The organism is Serinicoccus sediminis (assembly GCF_004153545.1).
Classification (GTDB): Bacteria; Actinomycetota; Actinomycetes; order Actinomycetales; family Dermatophilaceae; genus Ornithinicoccus; species Ornithinicoccus sediminis_A.
On record NZ_SDVA01000017.1, the window covers coordinates 1 to 25,486 of the forward strand.

Consider the following 25,486-nt stretch of genomic DNA (forward strand, 5'->3'; position numbering starts at 1 on the left):
AGGCCAGGGTGAAGTCCAGCGTGGTGCCGTCGAGGGTGATCATCGCCGAGCCCGAGCCCGGGGCGTCGTTGACCGGGACCGGCTGCAGCTCACCCATGCCCTCCCAGGCGCTCGAGGAGGCCAGGGCCGGGGCAGCGGTCATCATGAGCACGGCCGCACCGGCGGCCGGGACGGCGAGAAGCTTGCGAGAGAGGTTCATCGAGACATTCCTTCTGTTCAGCCCGCAGCACGACGTCGTGCGCACCTACAGGCGGTGGGCTTCCCTGCGGAAGCAGGGCGTGCAGGAGGCATTCGGTGCCGACCGCCAGGGCGGATTGGACCGGATCGACTTTTTTTCTCAGCCTCTCGCCGAAGTCTCCCCGTGCGGTCCCGTCGTCGGGTCGGACCTCAGGCGGGCGGGTCGTGCGGCCCCGGCCCCTTCGGTGCCTCGGGCACCTGGTTCGGGTCGGGGTCGTCGCCGTGCCTCGCCGGGTCCGACGCGGGCGGCGGGCCCGGGCTCTTGGGGCTCGTCGGGTCCTCCTGGGGCGCGGGGTCGGAGGGGCGGTCGGGCCGGTCCGGCTCGGTGCTGTCAGCGGTGCTCATGGCGGATCCTCCTCGGAAGGTGGTGTGGTGACCAGCACCTCCGACCGTACTCCCGCGCCCGCCGCGGCGCGGGTCCAACGGATCGCCGGGGCGGTGCGCCACGCCGTCCGTGGCGGACGGGCTACGGTCACCCCATGTCCCGCGACGCCGCCACCCTCGCCGCCGGGTATGCCGACGGCTCGCTCTCCCCGACCGACGTCGTGACGACGGTGCAGCGGGTCGTCGACGAGCGGGAGCCGCAGCTCAACGCGCTGGCGGTCCGCGACGACGTCGACGGCACGCTCGAGCAGGCGTCGGCGTCGGCGCGCCGCTGGGAGCAGGGGCGGCCGCTCGGCCCGCTGGACGGGGTGCCGCTCACCCTCAAGGAGAACCTCGCCCGGGCCGGGGTGCCGATGACGATGGGCTGCGCCGGCGTCACGCCGGTCGTGCCCGAGGTCGACTCCCCGGTCGCCCGCCGCTGCCGCGAGGCCGGCCTCGTCGTCCTCGGGTCCACCGTCATGCCGGACTGGGGCATGCTCTCCTCAGGCGTGTCGAGCCGCCACGGCATCACCCGCTCGCCCCTGGACCCGGCCTGGACGACGGGCGGCTCGAGCTCGGGCGCGGGTGCGGCCGCGGCCGGTGGCTACGGCCCCCTGCACGTCGGCACCGACATCGGTGGCTCCATCCGCCTGCCCGGCACCTGGCTCGGGTTGGCCACGCTCAAGCCCAGCGCCGGGCGCATCCCGCTGCACGCGCCCTATCTGGGCCGGGTCGCCGGGCCCATGGCCCGCAGCGCCCGCGACTGCGCCCTGCTCATGTCGGTGCTCGCCGGCCCCGACGCGGTGGACTGGACCTCGCTGCCGGACCAGCCGGTCGGGTGGGACGACCTGGACCTCGACGTCACCGGCCTGCGGGTCGCCGTCTGGACGCGGGCGGGGTATGGCGTGGAGCCCGACCCCGAGGTCGTCGCCGCGGTGGACCGCGCGGCCGGGTGGCTGGAGGACGCGGGCGCCAGGGTCGTCCGGGTCGGGCCGTGGCTGACCCAGGACCTGCTGGACGGGGTCAACCGGTTCTGGCAGGCGCGGTCGTGGGCGGACTTCGCCCGACTCGACCCCTCGGCACAGGGTCGGGTGCTGCCGTTCATCGCGGACTGGGTGGCCCGGGCACGTGACCTCACGGGCACCGAGGTGATGGACGCCTACCACTGCTTCGCCGAGGTGCAGGCCCGGACGGTCGCCGCATGGGCGGCCGCCGGCGACCCGGACGTCCTGCTCTCGCCGGTCGCGCCCGGCGTGGCCTTCCCTGCAGAGCAGCCGATGCCCTACCCGGACGGGGATCGCGGCATGTGGCACATCAACTTCACCGTGCCCTGGAACATGACCGGTCAGCCCGCCGGGACCGTCGACGTCGACCGCACCCGCGAGGGCAAGCCGGTCGGCGTGCAGGTGGTGGGCCGCGCCTTCGACGACCTCGGGGTGCTCCGGGCGATGCACCGGCTGGAGGAGGCCCGGGACCGCGCGGCCGGGTGACCGATGCGGCCGGGCGACCTCGGGCGGGCAGATGCCCCGGGTGACCGGGTGACCTCGGGCGGCCCCGTCAGGGGTGGGAGGCCCGCCAGTGCTCGACCACCACGTCCGGCGGGACGGTCTCGACCTCGGAGGCCGGCAGCCAGCGCGGCGCCGGGTGCCCACCCTGCAGCCGGGCCAGGCCCCGCCGCCGGGTCACCGACACCTGCACGCCGCTGGCCGGGTCGTCGGTGCACCGCCGGCCGGGCGGTCCGGTGACGTCCACGTGCTGCGGCCATGGGTCCCACGGGAGGCGACGCACCCACACCGGGCGCCCGACCCGCAGCTCGGCGCGGGCCCGGGCCAGCACCTCGGTCGGCGCCCGGCCGAGGTGGATCCGGGGGTCCGGTGGCAGGTCGCGGAGGGCGTCCTCGTGCAGGGAGGCCTCACCACGGGTGCTGCCGTCCCCGTCCGGCACGTCCAGGTCGCCGCCGACCCGGTCGAGCAGCCATACCCCGACGTCGCCCTGCCGCAGGACCGACTCCACGGCGAGCACGACCTGGCCGCGGGTCCAGCCCCCGACGTCCAGGGTGACGACGACGTCCGGCTGGGGGTGCGCCCACCCGCGGCCGCGCACCAGCGGGTGGGGCAGCAGCCCGGCCAGGCGGGCCGTCTCGGCGTTCTTGACCCCGGCCAGCCCGGCCCCGGTGGCGTCGGTCCGGCCGGCGACGTCGGGTCCGTCGTGCCAGGCGACGGCCCCCGGCACGTGCCGGAGCCGCGCCCCCGCCAGCCAGCACCGCCACGCGAACTCCCAGTCCTCCCCGCCGTAGCCGGTGATCCGCCCGTCGAACCCGCCGACGGCGTCGAGCACCGCGCGGGACACCCCGAGGACGGCGCCGATGACGAAGCGGAAGGACGCGTCATCGGCGGCCCGCAGGTCCTGGGTCCGGGCATAGCCGTCGGCCAGCCAGCCGGGGGACGGGAGCTCGTCGACCGGTGGCCACGGGGCCCCACCCCTCAGGTCGGCGTGCCGGCGGCGGCCGACCGCGAGGGTGGGCCCGTCCAGGCAGACCTGCTGCAGCGCCGCGACGTAGCCGTCCTCGGGCACCGTGTCGCCGTCGAGCAGGACGACCACCCTCCCGGTGGTGGCCCCGATCCCGAGGTTGCGGGCGGCGGCGAGCCGGAAACCCTCGTCGGGCTGCCGCCGCAGCCGGACCCGGCCCAGCGACCCCTGCGCGGTGGGCAGGACCGGCGGGTGCGGGGAGCCGTCGTCCGCCACGACGAGCTCCAGACCGCCGTGGACACCGGTCTGGGCGGCCAGTCGCCGGACGAGGAGGTCGAGCAGCTCCTGGTCGCGGTAGTAGGGCACGACCACCGAGACGGCCGGTTCCCGGGCCTGCTCGGCCAGCTCCCGGCCGGCCTCCTGCCAGGACGGCCCCAGCCGGACGTCCCCGCCCAGCCAGGTGCTCTCCGGCCGGTCCGGGGCGGCCGCGACGGCGAGGGCGTCGGCCAGCGTGACGGAGAGCTCGTCCGGCGCCACGACGTGCAGCGTCCCCGGCAGCCGGCCGGCGAGCTCGCGGACGTAGCGCGAGCCCACGACCACCGGCCGGCGCCCCGCCGCCAGCCAGGTCGCGATGGACCCGGACGCGGACACGTGACGGTGCGCCGCCACCGGCACCGTCGCCGCGGCGAGCAGGCCGGGCAGCTGGTCGTCGGGGACGTAGCCGGTCGCCCGCCAGCTCACCCCCGCACCGCGGGCCCGCGCGGACAGCTGCTCCAGCAGGTCCTCGTGGCCCTGCGAGGCGCCGCCGAGGTTGACCACCTCGACGGCCCGGCCCGCCAGCCGTGGGTCGAGGGCGGCCCGCCCGGCGGCGTCGACGACCTCCTCCAGCCCCTTGCCGGGGTAGACGAAGCCGAGGGTGACGACGGAGAGGGTCGGCGACGCGGCGCCCTCCCCCGCGGGTGGGGCGGCCCCCTCCCCCGGGGGCGGCAGGGCGCCCGGGTCCGGCTCGACGGGCAGCGGCACCACCCGGGTCCGCCCCAGCACCGCGCCGGCGACGTCCGGTCGGGCCCAGCGCAGCGCGGCCTCCAGGAGGAGGCGCTCGTGCCGGCTGGCCACGACGACCGCGTCCGCCGAGGCGGCGAGCCCGGCGTAGAGCTCGCTGCGCGCCGTGCGGTGCCGTCCGTCGGAGCGCTGCGGCAGGTCGTGCAGCACGACCGTCACCCGGGCGGCCCCGCGCATCACGCGGCGCCACGCGTCGAGCGCGCGGTCCGGGGAGGCGGCCAGGACCCGGTCGGTGACCTGGACGACCACGACCCGTCCGGCGACGGCACCCTCCGCGAGCGCGTCGAGGCGGTCGCACCGCAGGAGCTCGACCTCCCCGAGGTGGGGGTGCACGCCGAGGGCGTGCCGCACGACGCCGTGCCCCTCCGGTCCCGGCACGAGATGGACCAGCGGCAGGGTCACCCGCGCCATCCCCACCGCCGCAGCAGGTCCCCCTTCTTGTCCAGGCCGACCTCGACCACGCGGGGGTTCCGGGCGTAGAACTCGAGGTGGGCCTCGCCCACCTCCTCGTCGCCGAGCCGGCGGCCGTCGACCAGCCAGCCCTCGCGGGGCTCCCCGGGCAGGTCGAGCGCCTCCAGCACGCCGGGGCGCAGAGGGGTCGCCACCGAGGCCAGCAGCGTCCGCCCGGGGTCGTGCACGGCGTCCCCCGACCCCGGTCGGACCTCGTCGAGGACGCGCTGCGCCAGCGTGAGGAGCACGGTGTTGCCGGGGTGGTCCACGGTCCAGCCCGCGTCCGCACCGGCGGCCCGGACGACGTCGCTGATCCGCAGGCTGCCCTGGTCCCGCTCGCGACGTTCCAGCTCGGCCAGCGAGGCGTCCGCCACCTCCCGCACCAGCGGGGCCGGTGGCTCCCACGGCCCGCTCCAGCCGGCGGCCAGACCCAGGCGGCGCACGTCGTGGTAGGGCACCACGGGGGGGTCCTCCACGTCGGGGTGACGCACCAGCACCTGCTCGGGGTAGAGCCCGGTGAAGAAGTAGTTCGGCGCACGCACCAGCCGTGCCTGCGACCCCGTCCGGGCCGCGACCTGGGAGGTGCCGAGCGGCATACCCCGGTAGTCGTCACCGACCGCCTGGGCGACGAGCACGTCGACCCACGCCAGGACGCGGTCCAGGTGCGGCAGGTCCGGCTCCTCGAGCTCGTGCACCGGCGGCATCCGGACGCTGTCGACCACGCCCGCCGTGTCGAGGGCCACCCGCAGCGCCTCGGCCTGGCAGTTGCCGAAGACGGCCAGGCGCGGGCGCCCGGTGCCGGGCAGGTCGTCCAGGCCGTAGAAGCCGCCGTAGTGGCGGCGCCGTCCGTCGTCGCTCATGCGGGGTTCCTCCCGTCGATCCGCCGGCCAGCGAGCACTCCGGTATACACCTGCGCGTGCCGGCGCGCCAGCTCGGCCCGCTGCGCCGACCGGGCCGCGCGGCCGGGCCGGGCGGGTGGCCCGGCCGCGGTCCGCCCGAGCAGGTCGAGGAGGTGCTCCGGCGAGGGCGCCCGGTCGGGGGCCCCCCAGACCTGCAGCACGCCCTCCCCCTGCTCTGCCAGGTGGCCGACCCGGGGGGCGAGCACCCAGGTGCCCAGGTCCCGGCAGGCCTCGACCCAGCCGGAGTGGGTGGCCCAGGCGTAGGGCAGCACCGACACGTCCAGGCCCTGCAGGTAGGCCCAGAGCTGGTCGTCGTCCAGGCGTGGGCCCACGAGCGCCTCCACCCCCGCGGGCGGGTCGTCGAGCAGGCCCCGCAGCAGGGTGGCCAGGGGTTCGTCGTAGCGCGGGAAGTCCGGGTCCAGCACGTCGGCGTGCGCCCGGACCTCGAGCACGGCCGGGCGGCCGGTGCGGGCGGGCAGCTGCGGCAGGGCGTCGAGGAGGGCCGGCAGGACGCGCATCGGCTCGAGGTTGGTGCGCAGGCTCTTGAGGTGCAGGCCGATCCGCAGCTCGGGGTGGGGAGGGCGGGGCGCGTCGAGCAGCTCCAGCGGCGCGACGTGCGGGTGCGGGAGCACCATCGGCCGTCGGCCGTGCTCCTCCTCCACGCGGCGTGCCGCCCCGTCGCTGAGGGTGAGGAGCGCGTCGGCCCGCTCGACCAGCAGGGCCAGCTGGCCCCGGTGGTGGGCCTGGTCGCGCAGGTGGGGGTGGTCGACGTCGTGGACCGTGTGCACGAGCGGGAGGCCCACGTCGGCCAGGGCGTCCAGCCAGTCGTGCAGCTCGGGCAGGCTGCGCCCCTCGGCACCGAAGTGCAGGTGCAGCACGTCCTGCTCCCGGGCGTGCTCGCGCACCCACCCCTCCTCCAGGGCGGGGTGCGGCCACCACTGGCCGGGCGGCGCCCCGGGGACCGGTGGGTCGTCCAGCACGACGACCTCGGCCGACGACCCGCTCCCGGGCACCGGTCGCAGGTGCTCGACGTAGGTGTGCGCGGCCGGGACGTGCCGCACCCGCAGGCGGGTCACGTGGTCACCACCCAGCGTCCGTCCGGGTCCTGGTGGGCCAGGCCCAGCTGACGGAAGGCCTCGAGCCACCCCTGCATCGGCCACCAGCCCCACCGCTCGGCGAAGACCCCGGCGTTGCGCACCACGGAGTCCAGGTGGGCCACCGGCGGGGATGACGAGGCGTGGTGCTGGTGGTAGGCCGTGGCCCCGCCGACCCACACGAGGGAGCCGCCCCGGTGGCCCAGCAGCTGGGCGAAGTCGGTGTCCTCCCCGCCGTAGCCGACGTAGTCCGTGCAGAAGCCCCCGACGGACTGCAGGTCGCGCGCGGTCATGGCGAAGCTCAGCGACCAGAACCTCGTCAGGTCCGGTTCCGGACGCTGCTCGCCCTCGGCCAGCCGCACCCGGTCCGGCCGGTGCTCGCCGAGGCGGGCCAGGTCCTGCAGGTCCGCCCACCCCTGCGGTCGGGGCGGCAGGTAGGCCACGTCGCCACCCAGGACCAGGGGCTCGGGGTACGGGTGCGGGGCGGCCAGCGCCGCGGCATACGTCTGCACCGTGCCCGGGCCGGGTATGCAGTCCACGTCGAGGAAGACGAGGGTCCGCGCACCGTGCTCGACGGCGGCCCGCGCCGCGGTGTTGCGGGCGTGGGCCAGCGGCAGGCCCCGCGGGTCGCGGTCCACCTCGACGACGACCAGCCGTGGGGTGGTGGCCGGCGCCTGCGCGTCGTCGTCGTGGTCGGTCGCCCGGGCGCCGGGGCGGGTGAGCGACGCCGCCCAGGCCTCGCGGGCCACGGTGGCCAGGTCGGGGTCGTCCATCGCGGCCACGACGTGCAGGTCGGGCCGGCGGGACCCGGCGGCGAGCCCGGCGATCTGGCCGCGCAGGTGGTCGTGGCGTCCGTGGGCCAGGGTGAGGACGGCGACGCTCACGCCCAGCGCTCCTGCGCCCGGTGCCCGGCGGACCGAGTCTCCCCGGTCGTCCGCGCAGGCGTGGCCGGGGCGAAGGAGTCGGCCAGGTCGTCGAGGTGCCCGGCAGCGACCCCGGCGGCGTCCTCCCCCCAGCGCGACCATCCCTGCCCACCCAGGCCGCGGGCATGGGACAGCAGCTCAGGCCACCGTCCGGCCGCCGGCCACCCGTGCCCGGTGGCGGCGAGCCCGAGGCGGGCCAGGGCCTCGGCGGTCGCCGTCTGCTCGTCGAAGGGGCGGGGCTGCGCCAGCACCACCGCCGGGCGGCGGGCCAGGGCGACGTCGGCCACCGCCCCCTGGCCGGCGTGACAGACGACGACGTCGGCCTCGGCCAGGTCCGCCAGCAGGTCCGGGGAGGACGGGTGCCCGCCGCCGCGGACCTCCCACGTCCACCCCGGGGTCGCCGCACGGGCCTCCTCGAGCTGCTCGGGCCGCAGCGGGTCGCCACCGGCCCCCCACAGCACGAGCACCCGACCTCCACCGGTCGCGCCCGGCTCTCGGGCCGGGGCGTCGTCCCGCGAGGACTCGAGGCCCGGGTCGGTGTCGACCCACGGCCCGGGGGCCGGGACGTCGCCCCCCGCCGGCGCGTCGGCGAGCGCGCTGATGCCCCCGACCTCCCAGGTCTTGTCCCGCCACCGGTCCGGCCAGTCAGGTCGCGGGTGGGCGCCCGGGGGCCAGGGGGCCAGGATGGCCTCGGCCACGTCGTAGGCGAGCGCGTGCACCGCGTCGGTGCGCCGGCCGGGCATACCCCCCACCACCACGGGTACCCCGCACAACCGGGCGAGCAGGCTGACCTCGACCGACACGTCGACGACGAGCAGCTCGGGGCGCGCCAGCTCGAGCCAGGCGAGGAGCTGACGGTGCCGCCGCAGCAGACCCTCGTGGTGCAGCGGCGCCCAGTGCAGCACGTCCCGGGCCGTGACGTCGGCGCCCTCGGGGTCCACCGCGGGGTGGTCGTCCCGAGCGAGCTCGACCCAGGCGCCCGGCCAGCCCTCGGGGGCGGGGCCGCTCCCCAGGCCGGTGACCGGGTGCCGGGTGCGCCGGGCCACGGCCGTGGCCCGGCGCCGGTGGCCCGACCCCTGGTGGTGCAGGTAGTACCCGATCACCGGCTGGGCTCGGCCTCGGTCTCGGACAGGGCCAACGACCCCACCGTCCGTGGGTGCGCCGCCAGCTCGCCGGCGGCGGCGCGCGCCGTCCGGCCCGCCCGGGCGGCCACCCGCGCCGGGCCTCGGGCATGACGCAGGGAAGAGCGCCGGCCGAGCCGCACCGTGGAGCCGTAGACCCGCTCGAAGTGGTCGACCATGGTGTCCACCGAGAGGTGCCGCACGGCGTGGGCGCGGGCGAGCGGGCGGGACAGCTGCAGGACCTCGGGCAGCAGCTCGCTCCCGCGGCGCACGACCTCGGAGTCCGTCAGCTGCCGGCCGGCCCGGTCGTGGACCGGCACGAGGCGTCCGCCCTGCTCGCCGACCACCTCGCCGAGCCCGCCGCGGTCCAGGGCCAGGACGGGGGTCCCGCAGGCCAGCGCCTCGGCGGCCACGAGACCGAAGGGTTCGTCCCAGTCGGGGGTGACGAGGGCGGCGGCGCTGCGGCCGACCAGCGCGGCGAGCTCGCTCGTCCGCAGGTGCCCGGCATACGTGATGCCCTCGCGGAGCAGCGGCCACAGCACGTCCCGCGCGTAGGCCTCGTCGGACACCGGGCCCGCCAGCACGAGCGGCATACCGGCGCGACGGGCGATCGCGACCGCCAGGTGCGGTGCCTTCTCCGGGGTGATCCGCCCGGACCAGACGAGCGCCGGGCCTCCCGGGCCGGGGCGCCACTCGCGGGTGTCGATGCCGTTGGGCACGACCTGCGCCCGGACGAGGTCGGCCCAGGCGCGCGCCGTGTGGCGGCTGACGGCCGTGACCACCGGCTGCCGGCCGGGGATGCCCTGAGCGGCGCGCAGCGACGACTCCAGCCACGGCGTCGGCGGGGTGTGCAGAGACAGCACGGTGGGGGCGGGCAGCAGCGGCGCCATCGCGACCGGCAGGTAGTGCAGGGCGTGCGTGTGCACGATGTCGACGTCCGTGCGCTGGGCGAGCTGCATCATGAGGTCGAGGTGGGCGTGGTGCTGCTGCATCCACCCGGCCTCGGGCATGGACACGTCCGCCTGGGCCGCCGCGCTCAGCTCGAGCGTCTGCGGCCAGAGGTACTCGACCCCCGGGACCTCCTCGGTGCCGCGGGCGGCGAACACGCTGACCCGGTGGCCCCGCGCGGCCAGGCCGCGGATGAGGTGGGCGGTGAGCGACTCCAGGCCTCCGGCGAACGGCTCCGCCAGTGGATGACGGGCGTGAGCGACGATCACGACGTGCATAGCGGAACCCTCCAGTTCTTCGTGTGGGCGACGTGACGTGGGCATGCGCCTGCGCCGGCATGCTCGACCATCGAACGTCTGTTGGGGACTCTAGGGGGTGCCGGACCGGACCGCCCCCTGGAGCGGCAGCACCCGTCACCGCCGGTCGGCCGACGGGGAGCGGCACCCGTGCGGCCCTCGCGGCCGCGCCGCAGGTGGGGACGACGCAGCGGCGTCCCCACCCGGTCCGTCCTCTCGTCGCGCCACGACATGACGAGCCGGGTCCACGGTCCTACCCTGGGCCCATGTCCTCATCTGCCGAAGTCGTCGTCGTCGGAGCCGGACTCGCCGGGCTGACGTGTGCCCGTGCCCTCCAGTCCGAGGGGGTGGGGGTGCGGGTGCTCGAGGCGGGTGACGCCGTCGGGGGGCGTATCCGCACCGACGAGGTCGACGGGTTCCTGCTCGACCGCGGTTTCCAGCTGCTCAACCCGGCCTACCCGGCGCTGCGGCCCCACGTCGACCTGGACGCCCTGGGGCTGCAGTCCTTCCGCGCCGGGCTCGCGATCCGCAGCGAACGCTCCGAGCCGCTGCTCGTCATGGCCGACCCGCGCCGCGAGCCCCAGTGGATCGGGCAGACCATGCGCTCGGGCAAGCTGCACCCCGCCGCGCTGGGTGCCCTGGCCCGCTGGGCCGCGCCCGCCCTCGGCGTCGACTGGGTCCTCCGCAACGACCGGGAGGACGTCTCCCGCGGCGAGTCCATGGACCGCGCGGGTCTGCACGGGCCGCTGCGCAAGGTGGTCGACACCTTCCTCTCCGGCGTCGTCCTGGAGGACGACGGCAGCACCTCGACCGCCTTCGTCCACATGCTCACGCGCATGTTCGCCCGGGGTAAGCCGGGGTTGCCCGAGCGGGGGATGCAGGCGCTGCCCGAGCAGCTGGCGGCCGGGCTGGACACGCCGGTCGAGCTGGGCACCGAGGTGGTCTCGGTCGGCCCGGGCCGGGTGGAGACGGCCGGGGGCGAGCAGATCACCGCCGACCTCGTCGTCGTGGCCACCGGGGCGGAGGCCGCGGCGGCCCTGACGAACCGCCCGACGTCGCCGGGCAAGGGGATCACCACGCACTGGTATGCCGTGGACGAGGCACCCACCGACCTGGCGCTGCTGGTCATCGACCAGCGGACCGCGCCGGGCCCGGTCATCAACACGGCGGTGCTGAGCAACGCCGCCCCGTCCTACGCCCCGCCCGGGCGGCACCTGGTGGAGGCCAGCAGCCTGCTCCGCCCCGGCCAGGAACCGGTCACCGACGCGGAGGTCGCCGCCCAGCTCGCCGGCATCTACGGCGTGCCGACCGACGGCTGGCAGCTGCTGCGCCGCGACGACATCCCCTACGCCCTGCCCGCCCAGCCGGCCCCCCTGCTCGTGCGCGAGGCGCTCGAGGTCGAGCCCGGGCTCATCATGGCCGGCGACCACCTGGACACCGGCTCGATCCAGGGCGCCATGGTGTCGGGTCAGCGGGCTGCCGAGGGCTACCTCCACCGGCGCACCGGGGGCATGGCCCGCCAGGGCTGAGGCCGCCGGACCGGGAGCCCCGAAGGCGCCTGCCACAGGCGCCTCCTGCGTCACCGTGGCCCCGCCGTACGGGGACATGCACACATGCACGGGATATCTCCCTGGCGTACGACAACATCGCCGCACCGTGGTGTCGGCGAGGCCGATGTGACTGGTGGTGTTCTCCGGGGAACGGCTGCGGACGGCGGCACCCTCGGCGGCGGACCGCACGGTGACGCCCGCGTCCCCGGGGACGGACCTCCTCGGGGAGGTGAGCTCGTCGCGACAGCGGAACCGTGACGTCACGGCGCGCCTTCCTGGCCGCCTCGAGCTGTCACCGGTCGCTGATGGTTCTCGCGTGCCGTCCACCGGAGTGGCCTCGCGGCCCGGCACCCGTGGTGGCTGCGGGTCGTCAGAGAGACCCGCAGCCACCACGCCCCTCCGTCCGGGTGGTGCGGCAGGCCGACGGGACAGGTGGTGCAGCCTGACCGTCGGTCCTCAGGTGTCCAGGGGCCTCAGACCCGCGCGCCGAGAGGTATGCCGTGACCGCAGGGCAGCAGCGGGTCGCCCAGCCCGGGCTGGTCGGGGTGGTGGGTGCGCACCTGCTCCATCGAGCGCGGCAGGTCGAACGGGAGCCGCCCGCGGGCCTCGCCCTGCAGGGCGCGGACCAGCGCGGGGCCGCCGGTGCCGTAGCTGCCGACCACCGCGTCGACCGCCTCCAGGACCGGGCCGAGGACGGCCGGGCGGTCCAGGGTGACGTCGACGACCACCGGGCAGTGCTCCCGGAGGCGGGCCAGCCGCACCGGCAGACCCGGCGGGAAGTCCAGCGACCCCTGGTGGAACCACGCCTCGAGGAAGAGGTCGGAGCGGGGCTCGTGCGGGGCGGCCAGCCTGATCACCGCCAGGTCGGCGTCCTCGGGCCGTTCCACCACCCGCCCGAGCGCGGCGGCGTCCTGCGCCGAGATGCCCTCGACGTAGACGGCCCGGTCGGACCCGCTCAGCGGCAGCAGCCCGCCCTCGTCGGCGAGCACGGTCACCGAGGCGGCCTGGGCGGCCAGCCCGGCCTCGACCACGGCCGGGGTGCCCACCCGCTCGTCGGCGAGATCCTCGTCGACGAACGGGTCGTCGAACAGGCCGAGCTGCATCTTGACCAGCAGCAGCCGGCGGGCGGAGACGTCGATGCGCGCCTCGCTCACCCGGCCGTCAGCCACGAGCCCCGCCAGCACCTCGACGCACTCCTCGCCGCCGAACTGGTCGCAGCCGGCCTCGAGCAGCAGCTCCATCCGCCCGGCGGCGTCGAGGTGCTCGACGCCCCAGGCCCGGGCGGGCAGCACCTGGTCGCCGACGTGGTTGTCGTTGACCAGCTCCCAGTCGGTCAGCACGACGCCGTCGTAGCCGAGCTCGTCGCGCAGCAGGCCGGTGACGATGCGCTTGTTGAAGCCGAAGCCCACCTCCGGCACGGCCTCGCCGTCCAGCTCGAGCCCGATGGGCATGCCGTAGTACGGCATCATCGCGGCCACGCCGGCCTCGACGGCCGGGAGGAACGGCGCCAGGTGGTCGGCGAAGTGCCCACCGCCGTAGACCTGCTCGCGGCCGTAGGGGAAGTGCGCGTCCTCGCCGTCCGCCTGCGGTCCGCCGCCCGGGAAGTGCTTGGCCGTGCAGGCGACGCTGCCCGGTCCGAGCTCGCCGCGCTGCAGGCCCTGGAGGAAGGCCAGGCCCAGCTCGGTCACCACCTGCGGGTCCTGCCCGAAGGTGTGCAGCTGCCGCGCCCACCGGGGCTCGGTCGCGAGGTCAAGGGTCGGGTGCAGGGCGGCCCGGATGCCGACGGCGACGTACTCGGAGCGGACCGCCTCGGCATACTCCCGGCACACCTGCTCGTCGCGCAGCGCGGCGATGCCGAGCGGCTCGGGCCACTGCGAGAACGAACCGGCCGAGAAGCTGGCGCCGGCGTTCTCGCTGAACCCGTGCCGGGGGTCGGTCGAGATGGTGACGGGTATGCCGTGCGGCGTCTCCTGCGCCAGCCGCTGGACCGCGTTGTGCCACCGGGCCGCCTCGCCGGCCCGGCCGAGCTGGTGGACGTTGAAGTGGTTGACGCCCTTGTCGACGACGACGTGGCGGGTGCCGGTCTTGCTGATCGCACCCGGTCCGTCCAGCACGCTGCCGCCCGGCCCGGTCTCGATGACCGTGTGGAACAGCAGCCCGATCTTCTCGTCGAGGCTCAGCCGGCCCAGCAGGTCGTCGACCCGCTCGCCGTCCGGCAGCCGGGGGTCCTCGAAGGGGTCCATGACGCCGTTGTGGTTGAGGTCGCGCCAGCGCACGCCGTCCGGCCCGGTGCGGAAGCCTGGGTCGCTCATGCGCTCGCCCCGAACTCCTCCATGGCGAGCACCGGGCGCAGCGTGCTCTCCGCGCCGCCGGTCGTGAAGTACCGCTGCAGCAGCCCGCCGCCGAGGACGTTCCCGAGCGCCCCGAGGATCATCGCCTGGTCCAGCGAGAGGTAGCGGGTGGCGACCTGGCCCGAGCTGGTGTTGACGGCGTCGTAGAAGCCGCCCGGCCCGTAGGAGGCGAAGTCGGCCTCGATCGCGACGAGGTTGTCGTAGGACGCGGCGGGGGCGTGCATCATCGCCAGGAAGGCCGCGTGCGGGGTGACCACGCCCTGGCCGTAGTCCGGCTCGGGCTGCCCGTGCACCCGGTCGGTGCGCTCCACGTCGGAGAAGTAGCCCTCCGGGTTGAGCCCGAGGGCGTCCACGCCCCACTCCGCGTAGCCACCGGCCGGGTGGCTCGCGGGCGAGAAGCCCCAGTAGCCGTACTCGGCCAGCCCGTGCGCGGCCTGCACGGCGACGTGGTTGGGGTGGTTGCGGCCCCAGGAGTCCGGCGCCCAGGTCTCCTCGGGCACGAAGACGTTGGGCATGAGCTCCTCGAACATCGAGCCGCCCCAGCCGGGCACGGTGCGGTGGCCGAGGTAGTCGTGCGCGCCCTCGAAGACGTCGACGCCCAGGTAGGTCCGCCACTGCCCGACCGGCGGCATCTCCGGCCAGGTCCACTCCGGCGGGAAGGTCCGCCACGCCTGGAAGTAGGCCTCCGGCGGCACCTGCCCCTTCATGATGCCCAGGTAGGTCGTGATCCGGGTCTCGGAGACGATGGTGTCGTAGTGGTGGTCGGCGGTGTACCAGACCGGCGTGCCCGCGTCGATGAGGTCGCGGGCCTCGGTGCGCGGCGGGGCGGTGAGCCGGGTCGGCTCCTCGAGGTAGAACCCGCCGTAGTTGAGGTAGGGCTTGCTGAAGGTCGGGTCGGCGAAGACGTCGAAGCGCATCCGGTCGAAGAGCTGGCCGGCGAGCCGGGCGTTGGCCCGGTCCGCGTTGCGCACGACGAGCAGGGCGGCGCCCAGCCAGGAGGCGTCGATGCTGGAGACGAACGGGACCACGGGGTCGCCGCTCTCGGGCCAGGAGTAGATGACCGAGCCGTCCCGCGGGTCGTACCAGTTGAAGTACATCCCGCTGGGCTCGTGGTGCTCCATCCCCTGCAGCGTGCGCAGGGTGCGCCGGATCCGCCGGGTGGCCTCGCCCGGGGTGATGAGGCCCAGGTCGCGGGCGACGACCGCCGACCAGAGGTAGCCGCCGATGTTGGTCGGCGAGGTGTAGACGCCCGGGGTGGCCAGGTCGCCGGTGATGTTGTCGGAGACCAGCCCGGTGTCCTCCGGGGTCATCGCCACCATCGAGGCCCAGGTGTCCTGCGTCCACCGCATCAGGGTGGCGGCGTCGGTGCCCTCCGGCGCGGGCCCGGGGCGGCGCGGGCCGCGCGGCGCGGCCAGGGCGGCCGACGGCAGACCGAGGGCGACACCCCCGGCCAGTCCGCCGGCGAGCATCGTGCGCCGGGAGAGGGGGGTATGACGTGCGTCGAGCGGGTGCATCGGTGCTCCTTCGTCGGTGATGGAGGGGATGGAGAGGTGCGCGGGACTCACTTGATCCCGGTCGTGGCGATCCCTTGGATGAACCGCCGCTGGAAGATGAGGAACACGACCAGCACCGGCAGGACGACGATCGTCGCGCCGGCCATGAGCAGGCCGTACTGCTGCTCGTTCTGGCCGGTGGAGTAGAGCGCGAGCGCCACCGGCAGCGTGTAGGTGTCGTTGCTCTGGGCCACCACGAGGGGCCACAGGAAGTTGTTCCAGCTGCCCAGGAACGTGAGGATCCCGAGCGTCGCCAGGGCCGGGGTGAGCAGCGGCAGGATCACCTGGAAGAAGATCCGGAACTCCCCGGCACCGTCGATCCGGGCCGCCTCGACGAGGTCGCGCGGCAGCCCGAGGACGAACTGGCGCATGAGGAAGACCCCGAACGGCGCCACGAGGAAGGGCAGGAACAGCCCGGGCAGGGTGTCGACCAGGCCCAGGTTGGCGACGAGGACGAACAGCGGCACGAAGGTCACGACCCCGGGGATCATCAGGGTGCCCAGGATGAGCGCGAAGATGAGCCGGCGTCCGCGGAAGCGCAGCATGGCCAGGGCGTAGCCCACCATGGAGCAGAAGAGCAGGTTGCCCGCGGTGACCACGACCGCGACGATCGTGGAGTTGCTGAAGTAGGTCCCGAAGGACAGCCGGCTGAAGAGCTGGCCGAAGTTGTCCAGCGTCGGGTTCTGCGGCCACCACGTCGGGGGGATCTGCCGCAGCTCGGCGTTGGTCTTGAACGACCCGAGCACCATCCAGGCGAAGGGGGTGATGACCAGGACGAGGGCCACCGTCAGCAGCACGTAGAGCCACCAGCGCGAACGCGTGCCGATCATGGCTCAGTCCTCCTTCTCGGACAGGAAGCGGAACTGCAGCGCGGTGACGATCGCGATGACGAGGAAGATGAGGTAGCTGAGCGCCGCGGCATACCCGTAGTTGCCGAAGCTGAACTGCTGGTAGGTGTACATCGACGCCGAGATCGTGCTGTTGAGCGGCCCGCCCTGCGTCATGACGAACGGCTCCTCGAAGAACTGCAGGTAGCCGATCGCCGTGGTGACCGAGACGAAGAGGATCGTCGGCCGCAGCACCGGCACGGTGACGTTGCGGAACCGCTGCCAGGCGTTGGCGCCGTCGATCGCGGCCGCCTCGTGCAGCTGCTGCGGGACCGACTGCAGGCCGGCCAGGAAGATGATCATCGCGGTGCCGAAGTTGCGCCAGGTCGCCATCGCGATGAGCGAGGGCATGGCCCAGGTGGTGGACCCCAGCCAGTTCGGCCCGTCGATGCCGACCCACCCCAGGACGGTGTTGACCAGGCCGCTGTCGGGGTGGAGCAGGAAGCGCCACACGACCGCCACCGCCACGATGGAGGTGATGACCGGGGTGTAGAAGCCGAGGCGGTAGACCGCCCGGAAGCGGGTGATCCCCGTGTTGAGCGCGATGGCGGCGGCCAGCGCGATGGTCATCGTCAGCGGCACCCCGACGAGCACGAAGTAGGCCGTGTTGAGGGCGGCCTGGCGGAAGACGGGGTCGCCGAACGCCTTGGCGTACTGCTCGAAGGCGACGAAGTTGACCTGGAAGGGGGAGCGCAGGTCCCGGTTGGTGATGTCGGTCACCGAGAAGAAGACCGACTGGATCACCGGCCAGGCGGTGAACACGCCGAAGAGCAGCAGGAAGGGCAGCGTGAGCAGCCAGCCGGCCCGCTCCTCGCGCGCCGCGCCGGGCGGCCGCGAGGAGCCGGCCTTCCTGGCCCCACGGGTGGTCTCGGGGGCGCTCCGTCGCGTCCCGGTGGTGGCGCTCACGGCTTACTGCCCGGTGCCGATCGACTCCGCCTGCTGCTGCGCGGTCTGGACGGCCTCCTCGCCGGACAGGTCCTGCTTGGCGACCTTCTCCATCTCGGCGTCGAAGGCGGCGGCGACCTGCTCCCAGGTGGGGAACGACGGCGGCGCCTGGGCGGTAGTGAGCTGCTCGCCGAACTTCGCGAGCTTCTCGTCCTCGGTGAGGGCCTGGTCGTCCCAGGCGGCCTGCACCGACGGCAGGGCGCTGGTCATGTCATACCACTCCACCTGGGTCTCCGGCTGGGTGAGCCAGTCGACGAGCGCCCAGGCGGCGTCGCGGTTCTCGGTGTCGGCGAAGACGCCGAGGTTGGATCCGCCGATGAACGAGCTGGACTCGGCGCCGTCCGCGGTGGGGATGGGGGCGACGTCGTACATCTGCGCGAAGTCCTCCTCGCCACCCTCGGCGGCGAAGTCCTCGACGAGGCTCATCATCCACGGCCCGGAGACGAACATCGGGACGCTGCCGTCGGTGAAGGTGGCCTCGGTCTGACCCTCCGGCGGGTTCGCGTCGGAGATCTCGTCGTCGAAGAAGCTGCCGAAGTAGTCGACCGCCGCGACGGTCTCCGGCGTGTCGAGGGTGTAGGCGTCCTCGGACGCGATCTCCCCGCCGCGCGACCAGGCGAACGGCACGACGGTCTGCCAGGAACCGGTCTGGCCCGGCTGCAGGCTGATGCCCCAGTCGACCCCGTCCTGCTCCTGCATGGCGGCGGCCATCTCCTTGAAGCCCTCCTGGTCGGTGGGCACCTCCTCGTAGCCGGCCTGCTCCGCGACGTCGGTGCGGTAGTAGACCATCCGGGTCTCGACGTACCACGGGACGCCGTAGGAGGTGCCCTCCACCTCGGTGGTGCCCTGTGCGCCCTCGAAGAACTTGGAGGTGTCGATGGAGCCGGGGGTCGGGTCCAGGGCGTCCATGCCCGCGAACTCGCCCATCCAGGTGGTGCCGATCATCGCCACGTCGGGGGTGGTCCCGGCGGTGATGGAGTTGACGAACTTGTCGTGCGCCGAGTCCCACGGGACCGGGGTGACGTTGACGCTGACGTCGGGGTACTGCTCCTCGAAGCCGGCCACCAGGTCCGGCAGCGCCTCGCCCTCGGCGCCCATCGCCCAGACCTCCAGCTCACCGGACAGGTCGTCGGTCGAGACCGCCTCGCCGGTCTGCGGGGCACCCGCCTCACCTGCACCGCCGTCGTCACGGCCGCACCCGGTCAGGGCCAGCGCGGTCGTGGTCGTCAGGGCGACCAGCAGGGTCGAACGTCGCATGAGGACTCCTTCGTCGTCGTAAGCGCTTACATAGCGTTCTCCGCAACATACACCGACGTCCCTCGTCCGCACAAGGGGGGTCAGGGGCAGCCGCAGGACTGCCGGAGCACGAGCCGGGTCGGCAGCACGTGCCGCTCCGGGGCGGAGTGCCGGTCCTCGAGCAGGCCCCGCATGCGCACGGCCACCTCCCGACCGAGCTCGCGCACCGGCTGGGCCACGGTGGTCAGCCCGGGGGTGACGTAGCGCGCGGCCATGACGTCGTCCCACCCGGTGACGCTGATCCGCTCGGGCACGTCGACACCCGCCGCCAGGAGCCGCTGCATCACCGACAGCGCCAGCTCGTCGTTGGCGCAGACCACGCCGTCGGCCTCCAGCTCGCCGTCGAGCAGCAGCGCGGCCACCCGTGGCCCGTCGTCCTCCCGGAAGGTGGCCGGGACCGGGTCGGCCGGCGCCAGACCCGCGGCCTCGTGGGCGGCGACGAAACCGGCATACCGCTCCTGGACGTCGTCGGCGATGTCCGGTGTGCCGACGAAGCGCAGCGCCCGTCGCCCGTGCTCCTCGATGAGGTGCCGGGTCAGCTGCTCGGCGCTGCCGACGTTCTCCGTGCTGAAGCTCTCGACGGCGTCCTGGTGCCGGTCGGCCAGGACCAGGACCGGCAGCTTGGCCCGGACGGCGTCGACGGTCCTGGACGACACCGGCACCGCCCCCATGAGCACCATCCCGTCGACCCGGCCGGCCAGCCGGCGCACGAGCAGGTCCACGTCGTCCTTCCCGTGGGTGAGCAGCACGACCACGCTGGCGCCGCCCTCGGCGGCCCCCTGCTCGTAGCCGGTGAGCAGGTCGGCGTAGTAGGGGCCGCGCAGCTCGGGGAGCACCAGGCCGTGGGCCTCGTGCGACTTCACCGCGAGCGAGCGGGCCGCGCCGTCGGGGACGTAGCCCATCTCCTCGACCACCGCGAGCACCCGGTCGCGGGTCGAGGCGCGCACCTCACCGGGCCGGCGCAGCACCCGGGAGACGGTCGCGATCGAGACCCCCGCGCGCTCGGCCACCGAGTAGATCGTGGGGCGCCGCCCCGTGCGGTCCACCATCGGTGTCTCCTCCTCGTGCCGGCGCTCGACCTCCCCGGAAGGCTACCGGTCGGTCTCAGCGCAGCAGCCGCGGCACCGGCTGGCTCGGGTGCGGCTCGTCCCCCAGCTCGGACTGCGCCCGCCACATCCGCGCCTCCAGCTCGGCCCGCACGTCCGCGTAGCCCGGCTCGTCGGCCACGTTGCGCAGCTCGAGCGGGTCGGCGACGAGGTCGTAGAGCTCCCACTCCGGCTCACCGGGGTCGCCGGTCGTGCCGGGCAGCCCGAGCGGGTCGTTGTAGTAGTAGACGAGCTTGTGCCGCTCGGTGCGGTAGCCGTAGTGCGCGGGGGCGTGGTGGTTGCCGTCGGCGTGCTCCCAGTAGCGGTAGTAGAGGCCGTCGGCCGGGGGCGGGGCGTCACCGCCGACGAGGTCGCGCCAGAAGCTGCGGCCCTGCATCCGGGGGTGGGCCGGGACCCCGCAGGCCTCGAGGATCGTGGGCGCGAGGTCGACGTTGGACACGATGCCGTCGTGCACCCCGCCGGGGGCGAGGCCGCGCGGCCAGGAGAGCACCAGGGGCATCCGGATCGACTCCTCGAACATCAGCCGCTTGTCGAACCACCCGTGGTCGCCCAGGAAGAACCCCTGGTCGGAGCTGTAGGCGAGCACGGTGTCGTCCAGGTCGCCGCGGGCGGTGAGCGCGTCGACGACCCGGCCCACGCTCTCGTCGACCGCCTGGACGCAGCGCAGGTAGTCCTCCATCCACCGCTGGTACTTCCACCGGGTGAGGGCTGCACCGGTCAGGTCCGCCGGCGGGTCGACCTTGAGGTCCTCGGCGTTCAGGTGCTCGGCCACGCTCATCCACACCTGCTGCACCGCCGCGGACCGGCCGTGGTGGTCGTCCTCGAAGGTCTCCGGGACCGGGATCGGGTCGGTGAAGAGGTCGGTATGCCGTGGCGCCGGCACCCAGGGCCGGTGCGGGGCCTTGTGCCACAGCAGCAGGCACCAGGGCTCGTCGCCGTCGAGAGAGTCCAGCCACCCCAGCGCGAGGTCGGTGAGGACGTCGGTGGCGTAGCCCGGCTCGGTGCGGGTGCCCTGCGGGCTGACGATGGTGGGGTCGACGTACTCCCCCTGGTCGACGAGGATCTCCCAGTGGTCGAAGCCCTGCGGCTGGTGGGCCGGCCCCTCGCCCAGGTGCCACTTGCCGACCAGCCCGGTGCGGTAGCCCGCCTCCCTGAGCAGCGACACGAAGGTCGGCTGGCTGGGGTCGATCGGCGTGGACAGCGTTCGCACCCCGTTCACGTGGCTGTAGGTGCCGGTGAGGATGCTGGCCCGGCTGGGCGTGCACAGCGAGTTGGTGACGAAGCAGCGGTCGAGCCGCACGCCCCGCTCGGCGATCCCGTCGATGTGCGGGGTGGTGTTGATCCGCGAGCCGTAGGCCCCCACCGCGTGCGCCGCGTGGTCGTCGGTGAGGATGAGCAGGATGTGGGGGCGCCGCGCGGGCTCGCCCGGGGTATGCCGGTCGGTCGTCACCCCGACGATCCTGCCCCATCGCCGCCAGGTCGACGCGGACCCCGGCCGCGGTATGCCGTCAGGACCCCTCGCGGCGCAGCTCGCGCTTGAGGATCTTGCCGGTGGCGCCCTTGGGCAGCTCGTCGATGACGGTGACCGTGCGGGGGTACTTGTACGGCGCGACCTGCTCCTTGACGTGCCGGACCAGCTCCTCCTCGTCGGCCCGGGCGTCCGGCGCCAGCACGACGTAGGCCGCGACCTCCTCACCGAGCTCGGGGTGAGGCACCCCGACGACGGCGGCCTCGGCGACGGCCGGGTGCTCGTAGAGCAGCTCCTCGATCTCGCGCGGGTAGACGTTGAGCCCGCCGCGGATGATCATGTCCTTCTTGCGGTCGACGATGACGTAGTAGCCGTCCTCGTCGCGGCGGGCCAGGTCGCCGGAGTGGAACCACCCCTCGCCGTCGATCGCCTCGGCGGTGGCGTCGGGCCGGTTCCAGTAGCCCTTCATGATGTTCTCGCCACGGATGCAGATCTCGCCCACCTGCGGGTCGTCCTCGCTGCTGGGCCCGACCTCGGCGCCGTCCGGACCGACGAGCCGCATCTGCACCCCGCGGATCGGTGTGCCGATGGAGCCGGCCTTGCGCTCGGCGTCCGGGTGGTTGAACGAGGCCACCGGTGAGGTCTCGGACAGCCCGTAGCCCTCGAGGATGGTGGCCCCGAAGGTCTCCTCGAACCTCTTCATGACCTCGAGCGGCAGGCTGGCACCGCCGGAGATCGCGGTGCGCAGCGTGGACAGGTCGGGGGAGGTCTCGGCGGCGCCCGCGGCGGCGAGCATCGCGCCATACATCGTCGGGACCCCCTCGAAGACGGTGACCCGGTCGCGCTCGATGACCTCCAGCGCCTTCGCCGGGTCGAATCGCGGGATCATCGTCAGGGCCGCCCCGGTCGCGAAGGCGGTGTTCATGCCGCAGGTCATCCCGAAGACGTGGAAGAGCGGCAGGCAGCCCATGACGACGTCCGAGGAGTCGAGGTGCAGCAGGGTCTCGGTCGTCGCGCGCTGGTTGGACTGCAGGTTGTCGCAGGTCAGCTCGGCCCCCTTGGGACGGCCGGTGGTGCCGGAGGTGTAGAGGATGACGGCGGTGTCGTCGCCGTCGCGGGGCACGATCTCCTCGACCGGGTCCACCGCGTCGTCGCCGTGGACGTAGGAGCTCAGGCCCTCCGGGCCGAAGGTGAGCAGCCGGGTGCCGGTCGCCCCGGCCGCGGCAGCGGCGTCCTCCCCCGGCATGGCCGCGAGCAGGGTGGCGCCGGAGTCCTCGAGGTAGAACTGGATCTCCCGCCTCTTGAACAGCGGGTTCATCGGCACCACGACCGCGCCGAGCCGCAGCGCGGCGTAGTAGAGGACGGGGAAGGCCGGCACGTTGGGCAGCATGAGCGCCACCCGGTCGCCCTCGCCGACCCCCTGGGCACGCATCCACCCGGCGAGCTGCCGCGCCGAGTGCTCGACCTCGGCATACGTCAGGACGAGGTCGTCGAGGATCACCGCCCGGGCATCCGGGTGGGCCTGCGCGGTGGCGGCGAGGTTGTGGGCGAGGTTCGCGCTGGCGCTGGTCATCGTCGACCTCCTGCGGTGGGATGGGGTCCTGATCGTCCCAAACCGTCGACCGCGTGTCCTGTCGGCGACGACCAGTCGTCGGGTTCAGACCGGCCTACGAGCCGCTCCGGTATGGTCTCGGCCGAGGGAGGGGTCGTGCCACGGGTCGACATCGACGCCACGAGGGGGGCCGCGCCCGGTCCGCTGGGCGGCAGCTTCGGTCAGGGAGGGGAACCCGCGTGAGATTCCGGGGCTCGGTGCTGGCGCTCGCCGCGGTGACGCTGGCCGGGTGTCAGAACCCGGGCGGTCAGACCACCCCGGGAGGGTCTTTGACGACGGAGGGAACCAGCGTGAACGGACGCGCCGACGAGGCAGCGGCGCGGGAGCAGCAGCCCCGCGTGCGGGAGATCCTGCAGGACCTGTGGGACCAGTTCGACGTCGAGGAGAAGCCACCGTTGGAAGACAAGCCCGGAGAGGCGACCATCCGCGCATGCACGCTGGGCGGCCCGGCCAGGGTCTCGGCCTGGGCCGAGGGAACACAGCTACGCGTCGCGGAAGAGACGGACCCCGAGCTGGAGGCCGAGCAGGCGCAGCTCGTCCGCGCCTGGCTGGACGAGCACGGCTGGGAACGCATCGACAACCCGGCCCCCGAGGGTGACCCGGTCACCTACCACCGGAACACCGATGGTTTCGTCGTGACCATCACCCCGTGGGGCGATGCGCGTGTCGACCTCGACGTCCAGTCACCGTGCTTCGACGAGGAGGGACAGCGCGTCGGGTGATCCCTTCAGACCGGGCGCCAGGCGCTCGCCGCAGACGCTGCTCCACCATCTCCATAACCATGGGGCTGATGGTGGGCAGCGTTGCCGGTTGCGCACTGCTCAGTGCCGACGACGCACGGGTCACCACCCCCGGTGGCGCCGTCGTGACCGCGCGCGCCGACGAGGCAGCGGCGCGGGAGCAGCAGCCCCGCGTGCGGGAGATCCTGCAGGACCTGTGGGACCAGTTCGACCTGGCGGACAAGCCTGAGGTCGAGCAGCAGATGGCTCCGGGTGGTCTACGTGCCTGCACCCTGGACGTCACGTCCGACATCTCGGCCTGGGCCGAGTCAGCCCGGTTGCGCGTGTCGGAGGAGGAGAACCCGGAGCTGGAGGCCGAGCAGGCGCAGCTGGTCCGTGACTGGCTCGACGCGAACGGCTGGGAACGTCTCGACAACCCCGCACCCGACTCGAGCCCGGTGACGTACCACCGCGACGCGGACGGGTTCAAGGTCACCGTCGCACCGCAGCTGGACGCCCGGGTCAGTCTCGACGTCGAGTCGCCGTGCTTCGACGACCAGGGGCGTCAGGTGGGCTGAGCACCCGCCGGTCGCGGTGCGCCTCAGCGCAGCGCCTCGACCGTGTCGATCTCCTCGACGCCCTTGTCGTCGCGGTAGCGCAGGACCCGGGCGAAGCGCAGGGCGACGCCGCCGGCATACCTCCTCGACGTCTGCACCGCGTCGTAGGCGACCTCGACGACCTGCTCGGGCCGCACGTGCACGACGTGCCCCTCGCGCGACGTCTCCAGACCCAGGAAGCGCTCCGTCTGCCACGCGAGCAGCTCGTCGGTCATGCCCTTGAACGTCTTGCCGACCATGACCGGCTCGCCGTCGGCGCCGCGGGCCGCGAGGTGGATGTTGGACAACCACCCCTGGCGGCGCCCGCTGCCCCACTCGACCGCGACGACGACGAGGTCGGCGGTGCGGCGCGGTTTGACCTTGACCCACCCGGCGCCGCGCCGGCCGGCGGCGTAGGGCGCCTGCGGGTCCTTGACGACGACGCCCTCGTGCCCCTGCCCGACCACCCGGTCGAAGAACTCCTGAGCCGCCCCCGGGTCGTCGGTGCTCACCCGCTCCACGACCAGCCCGGGCGCGAGGTCGCCGAGCGCCGCCCACCGTTCTGTCGCGGGCTCGTCCACGAGGTCGCGGCCGTCGAGGTGCAGCAGGTCGAAGAGGTATGTCGTCACCGGGGTCGTGCGGGCGAGCTCGGCCGGGTCGGTCCGCGAGGCGGTCCGGGCGCCGGTGACCTGGAACGGCTCCGGGCGGCCGTCTGGGCCGAGCACGATGACCTCGCCGTCGAGGACGGCTGACTGCGCGGCGAGCGCCGCGACCTCGTCGACCACCTCGGGGAGCCGGTCGGTGATCTCCTCCAGGCTGCGGGTGAACAGCCGCACCGGCTGCTCGGCGTCCCGGTCGAGGTGGGCCTGGATGCGGATGCCGTCGAGCTTGAGGTCGAGGGCCAGCTCACGCTCCCCGGTGACCGCAGCGGCGACGTCGGGCTCGGAGCCGGCCAGCATCGGCCGCAGCGGGCGCCCGACCTCCAGCCGGACCTCCTCCAGGGCTGCCGACCCGCCGGTCAGCGCGGCCCGGGCGACCGGCCCGGGGAAGCCGGCGAGCATCACGGCCCGGCGCACCAGGGCCTCCGGCACGTCCGCGGCGCGGGCGATGGCCGGCAGCAGCACGCCGTCGCCGGCCCCCTGGCGCAGCTCCCCGGTGAGCAGGCCCACGAGCCACTCCTGCTCCTGGGCGGTAGCCCGGCCGAGCAGGTCGCGCACGGCCGCCGCGCGGGTGGCTGTCGAGCCGGCGCCCGCGAGCTGCTTGAGGTCGCTCAGTGCCATGTCCACCTCCAGCACCGACAGCGACGGGGCCGCCGCGGGGTCCGGGAGGTCCCGTAGCGAGCGCCAGCCGACCCCGACCGTGCGCTGGGGCAGGGTGCCGGCGAGGTAGTCGGCGACCACCTCGACCTCGCGGGGCTCGCCACCGGACACGTCCGTGAGGGCCTGGGCGAGCAGGGTGGTCTTGTCGGTGCGCGAGCGGGTCGCGGCCACCGTGGCGGACGTCGAGGTCACCTCGGCCAGATGCATACCGAGCAGTCTGGC

Annotated in this window: 21 protein-coding genes; 4 read left to right on the forward strand and 17 right to left on the reverse strand. The window is 74.3% G+C overall.

Annotated elements, in window-relative coordinates; genetic code table 11:
• Both EUS26_RS13915 and EUS26_RS13920 read right to left on the reverse strand, forming a co-directional pair.
• The coding region (locus EUS26_RS13915; RefSeq protein ID WP_130014432.1) for a hypothetical protein at positions 1 to 199 on the reverse strand (199 nt) is incomplete at its 3' end.
• A gap of 188 nt (positions 200 to 387) precedes the next feature.
• Complete coding sequence (locus EUS26_RS13920) at positions 388 to 582, reverse strand: hypothetical protein (protein WP_130014433.1); 195 nt, start codon at positions 580 to 582, stop codon at positions 388 to 390.
• A 134-nt stretch (positions 583 to 716) separates the two neighbouring features.
• Between EUS26_RS13920 and EUS26_RS13925 the strand changes: the two genes are divergently transcribed.
• The gene (locus EUS26_RS13925; RefSeq protein ID WP_130014434.1) at positions 717 to 2,090 is read left to right on the forward strand and encodes an amidase; all 1,374 of its coding nucleotides are present in this window, start codon (positions 717 to 719) and stop codon (positions 2,088 to 2,090) included.
• Positions 2,091 to 2,157: 67 nt separating this feature from the next.
• On the opposite strand, the gene EUS26_RS13930 is transcribed toward EUS26_RS13925, so the two are convergent.
• From EUS26_RS13930 to EUS26_RS13955, 6 genes are read right to left on the reverse strand one after another with little or no spacing between them, the layout of a single operon-like run.
• Positions 2,158 to 4,533, reverse strand: a complete 2,376-nt coding sequence (locus tag EUS26_RS13930) for a glycosyltransferase (protein WP_130014435.1) — start codon at positions 4,531 to 4,533, stop codon at positions 2,158 to 2,160.
• Positions 4,530 to 5,441 carry a WcbI family polysaccharide biosynthesis putative acetyltransferase gene (locus tag EUS26_RS13935; RefSeq protein WP_130014436.1) on the reverse strand — a complete coding sequence of 304 codons (912 nt, stop codon included), beginning with the start codon at positions 5,439 to 5,441 and terminating at the stop codon, positions 4,530 to 4,532. The genes EUS26_RS13930 and EUS26_RS13935 overlap by 4 nt, the downstream gene beginning before the upstream one ends.
• Positions 5,438 to 6,556, reverse strand: coding sequence for a glycosyltransferase family protein (locus EUS26_RS17015; protein ID WP_165368632.1), 1,119 nt, complete (start codon positions 6,554 to 6,556; stop codon positions 5,438 to 5,440). The genes EUS26_RS13935 and EUS26_RS17015 overlap by 4 nt, the downstream gene beginning before the upstream one ends.
• Positions 6,553 to 7,458, reverse strand: coding sequence for a glycosyltransferase family 2 protein (locus EUS26_RS13945; RefSeq protein ID WP_130014437.1), 906 nt, complete (start codon positions 7,456 to 7,458; stop codon positions 6,553 to 6,555). The genes EUS26_RS17015 and EUS26_RS13945 overlap by 4 nt, the downstream gene beginning before the upstream one ends.
• A complete protein-coding gene (locus EUS26_RS13950; RefSeq protein WP_130014438.1) occupies positions 7,455 to 8,600 on the reverse strand; it encodes a glycosyltransferase in 1,146 nt (381 codons plus the stop codon). The genes EUS26_RS13945 and EUS26_RS13950 overlap by 4 nt, the downstream gene beginning before the upstream one ends.
• Positions 8,597 to 9,844, reverse strand: a complete 1,248-nt coding sequence (locus EUS26_RS13955) for a glycosyltransferase (protein ID WP_130014439.1) — start codon at positions 9,842 to 9,844, stop codon at positions 8,597 to 8,599. Before EUS26_RS13955 ends, EUS26_RS13950 begins: the two co-directional genes overlap by 4 nt.
• Positions 9,845 to 10,128: 284 nt before the next feature.
• Between EUS26_RS13955 and EUS26_RS13960 the strand changes: the two genes are divergently transcribed.
• Positions 10,129 to 11,391, forward strand: a complete 1,263-nt coding sequence (locus EUS26_RS13960; protein WP_130014440.1) for an FAD-dependent oxidoreductase — start codon at positions 10,129 to 10,131, stop codon at positions 11,389 to 11,391.
• A 494-nt stretch (positions 11,392 to 11,885) separates the two neighbouring features.
• On the opposite strand, the gene EUS26_RS13965 is transcribed toward EUS26_RS13960, so the two are convergent.
• The 8 genes from EUS26_RS13965 to EUS26_RS14000 all read right to left on the reverse strand — a co-directional run bounded on the left by EUS26_RS13965 (position 11,886) and on the right by EUS26_RS14000 (position 22,591).
• The gene (locus EUS26_RS13965) at positions 11,886 to 13,724 is read right to left on the reverse strand and encodes a glycoside hydrolase family 3 protein (RefSeq protein WP_130014441.1); all 1,839 of its coding nucleotides are present in this window, start codon (positions 13,722 to 13,724) and stop codon (positions 11,886 to 11,888) included.
• Positions 13,721 to 15,277, reverse strand: a complete 1,557-nt coding sequence (locus EUS26_RS13970) for a glucoamylase family protein (protein WP_130014442.1) — start codon at positions 15,275 to 15,277, stop codon at positions 13,721 to 13,723. Before EUS26_RS13970 ends, EUS26_RS13965 begins: the two co-directional genes overlap by 4 nt.
• 47 nt (positions 15,278 to 15,324) lie before the next feature.
• Complete coding sequence (locus EUS26_RS13975) at positions 15,325 to 16,146, reverse strand: carbohydrate ABC transporter permease (protein WP_130014443.1); 822 nt, start codon at positions 16,144 to 16,146, stop codon at positions 15,325 to 15,327.
• 3 nt (positions 16,147 to 16,149) lie between these two features.
• Positions 16,150 to 17,109 (reverse strand): carbohydrate ABC transporter permease, encoded by a 960-nt coding sequence (locus EUS26_RS13980; RefSeq protein WP_130014444.1) that lies wholly within the window; start codon positions 17,107 to 17,109, stop codon positions 16,150 to 16,152.
• A gap of 3 nt (positions 17,110 to 17,112) precedes the next feature.
• Positions 17,113 to 18,405 (reverse strand): extracellular solute-binding protein, encoded by a 1,293-nt coding sequence (locus EUS26_RS13985; protein ID WP_130014445.1) that lies wholly within the window; start codon positions 18,403 to 18,405, stop codon positions 17,113 to 17,115.
• Between the two features lie 80 nt (positions 18,406 to 18,485).
• Positions 18,486 to 19,493, reverse strand: coding sequence for a LacI family DNA-binding transcriptional regulator (locus EUS26_RS13990; RefSeq protein WP_130014446.1), 1,008 nt, complete (start codon positions 19,491 to 19,493; stop codon positions 18,486 to 18,488).
• Positions 19,494 to 19,548: 55 nt separating this feature from the next.
• Positions 19,549 to 21,000, reverse strand: coding sequence for a sulfatase family protein (locus tag EUS26_RS13995; RefSeq protein WP_130014447.1), 1,452 nt, complete (start codon positions 20,998 to 21,000; stop codon positions 19,549 to 19,551).
• A 58-nt stretch (positions 21,001 to 21,058) separates the two neighbouring features.
• Positions 21,059 to 22,591, reverse strand: a complete 1,533-nt coding sequence (locus EUS26_RS14000) for a long-chain-fatty-acid--CoA ligase (RefSeq protein ID WP_130014448.1) — start codon at positions 22,589 to 22,591, stop codon at positions 21,059 to 21,061.
• A 329-nt stretch (positions 22,592 to 22,920) separates the two neighbouring features.
• Here EUS26_RS14000 and EUS26_RS14005 point away from each other — a divergent pair, with 329 nt between their 5' ends.
• Together EUS26_RS14005 and EUS26_RS14010 are read left to right on the forward strand one after the other, a co-directional pair.
• The gene (locus tag EUS26_RS14005) at positions 22,921 to 23,352 is read left to right on the forward strand and encodes a hypothetical protein (RefSeq protein ID WP_130014449.1); all 432 of its coding nucleotides are present in this window, start codon (positions 22,921 to 22,923) and stop codon (positions 23,350 to 23,352) included.
• Between the two features lie 68 nt (positions 23,353 to 23,420).
• Entirely contained in the window at positions 23,421 to 23,927 is a 507-nt protein-coding gene (locus EUS26_RS14010) for a hypothetical protein (protein WP_130014450.1), read from the forward strand.
• A 23-nt stretch (positions 23,928 to 23,950) separates the two neighbouring features.
• Here the strand turns inward: EUS26_RS14010 and EUS26_RS14015 are convergent, their stop codons facing one another.
• Positions 23,951 to 25,471 carry an ATP-dependent DNA ligase gene (locus EUS26_RS14015; protein ID WP_130014451.1) on the reverse strand — a complete coding sequence of 507 codons (1,521 nt, stop codon included), beginning with the start codon at positions 25,469 to 25,471 and terminating at the stop codon, positions 23,951 to 23,953.
• Between the last annotated feature and the right edge of the window lie 15 nt (positions 25,472 to 25,486).

What these genes read in the sequence shown, in the direction of transcription:
- EUS26_RS13960 (WP_130014440.1), top strand. Translation starts at nt 10,129, where the DNA reads ATGTCCTCATCTGCCGAAGTCGTCGTCGTCGGAGCCGGACTCGCCGGG.
- EUS26_RS13970 (WP_130014442.1), bottom strand. Translation starts at nt 15,277, where the DNA reads ATGCACCCGCTCGACGCACGTCATACCCCCCTCTCCCGGCGCACGATG.
- EUS26_RS13990 (WP_130014446.1), bottom strand. Translation starts at nt 19,493, where the DNA reads ATGGTGGACCGCACGGGGCGGCGCCCCACGATCTACTCGGTGGCCGAG.
- EUS26_RS13920 (WP_130014433.1), bottom strand. Translation starts at nt 582, where the DNA reads ATGAGCACCGCTGACAGCACCGAGCCGGACCGGCCCGACCGCCCCTCC.
- EUS26_RS13925 (WP_130014434.1), top strand. Translation starts at nt 717, where the DNA reads ATGTCCCGCGACGCCGCCACCCTCGCCGCCGGGTATGCCGACGGCTCG.
- EUS26_RS13975 (WP_130014443.1), bottom strand. Translation starts at nt 16,146, where the DNA reads ATGATCGGCACGCGTTCGCGCTGGTGGCTCTACGTGCTGCTGACGGTG.
- EUS26_RS14000 (WP_130014448.1), bottom strand. Translation starts at nt 22,591, where the DNA reads ATGACCAGCGCCAGCGCGAACCTCGCCCACAACCTCGCCGCCACCGCG.
- EUS26_RS14010 (WP_130014450.1), top strand. Translation starts at nt 23,421, where the DNA reads ATGGTGGGCAGCGTTGCCGGTTGCGCACTGCTCAGTGCCGACGACGCA.
- EUS26_RS13935 (WP_130014436.1), bottom strand. Translation starts at nt 5,441, where the DNA reads ATGAGCGACGACGGACGGCGCCGCCACTACGGCGGCTTCTACGGCCTG.
- EUS26_RS14015 (WP_130014451.1), bottom strand. Translation starts at nt 25,471, where the DNA reads ATGCATCTGGCCGAGGTGACCTCGACGTCCGCCACGGTGGCCGCGACC.
- EUS26_RS13985 (WP_130014445.1), bottom strand. Translation starts at nt 18,405, where the DNA reads ATGCGACGTTCGACCCTGCTGGTCGCCCTGACGACCACGACCGCGCTG.
- EUS26_RS13955 (WP_130014439.1), bottom strand. Translation starts at nt 9,844, where the DNA reads ATGCACGTCGTGATCGTCGCTCACGCCCGTCATCCACTGGCGGAGCCG.
- EUS26_RS13965 (WP_130014441.1), bottom strand. Translation starts at nt 13,724, where the DNA reads ATGAGCGACCCAGGCTTCCGCACCGGGCCGGACGGCGTGCGCTGGCGC.